Origin of the sequence: Fulvivirga sp. M361 (assembly GCF_007097395.1) — a bacterium.
Classification (GTDB): Bacteria; Bacteroidota; Bacteroidia; order Cytophagales; family Cyclobacteriaceae; genus Fulvivirga.
Map to the genome: position 1 here is coordinate 1 of NZ_VKDC01000119.1, position 649 is coordinate 649.

General features: G+C 54.5%; 1 protein-coding gene. It reads left to right on the forward strand.

Annotation, left to right across the window (positions count from 1 at the left end; genetic code table 11):
- On the forward strand, nt 1–649 hold a 649-nt coding region (locus tag FNH22_RS31825), incomplete at both ends, for an Ig-like domain-containing protein (protein WP_255518218.1).

The following is a 649-nucleotide window of genomic DNA, read 5'->3' on the forward strand; positions in this document are numbered from 1 at the left end:
GCCTCGAATTTTGTGGCGGTCGATGGCAATACCTACACGGCAGACATTACCCCGGACGGTACGGGTGACATCACGATTGACGTAGCCACAGCGGCAGCGCAGGATGGCGCTGGCAATGACAACATGGCCGCCACTCAGGCGGTAACGCTGTTTGATAACACCGCTCCGACAGTGGATATCCAGGGAGAGCCTGCATTAGTCAACAGCACAGCGAGCTATAATGTGACCATTGAATTCAGCGAAGATGTGACAGGCTTTTCGTTGGCCGATATCAGTGTTGGAAATGGCAGTGCCTCGAATTTTGTGGCGGTCGATGGCAATACCTACACGGCAGACATTACCCCGGACGGTACGGGTGACATCACGATTGACGTAGCCACGGCGGCAGCGCAGGATGGCGCTGGCAATGACAACATGGCCGCCACCCAGGCGGTAACACTGTTTGATAACACCGCTCCGACAGTGGATATCCAGGGAGAGCCTGCATTAGTCAACAGCACGGCGAGCTATAATGTGACCATTGAATTCAGTGAAGATGTGACAGGCTTTTCGTTGGCCGATATCAGTGTTGGAAATGGCAGTGCCTCGAATTTTGTGGCGGTCGATGGCAATACCTACACGGCAGACATTACCCCGGACGGTACGGGTG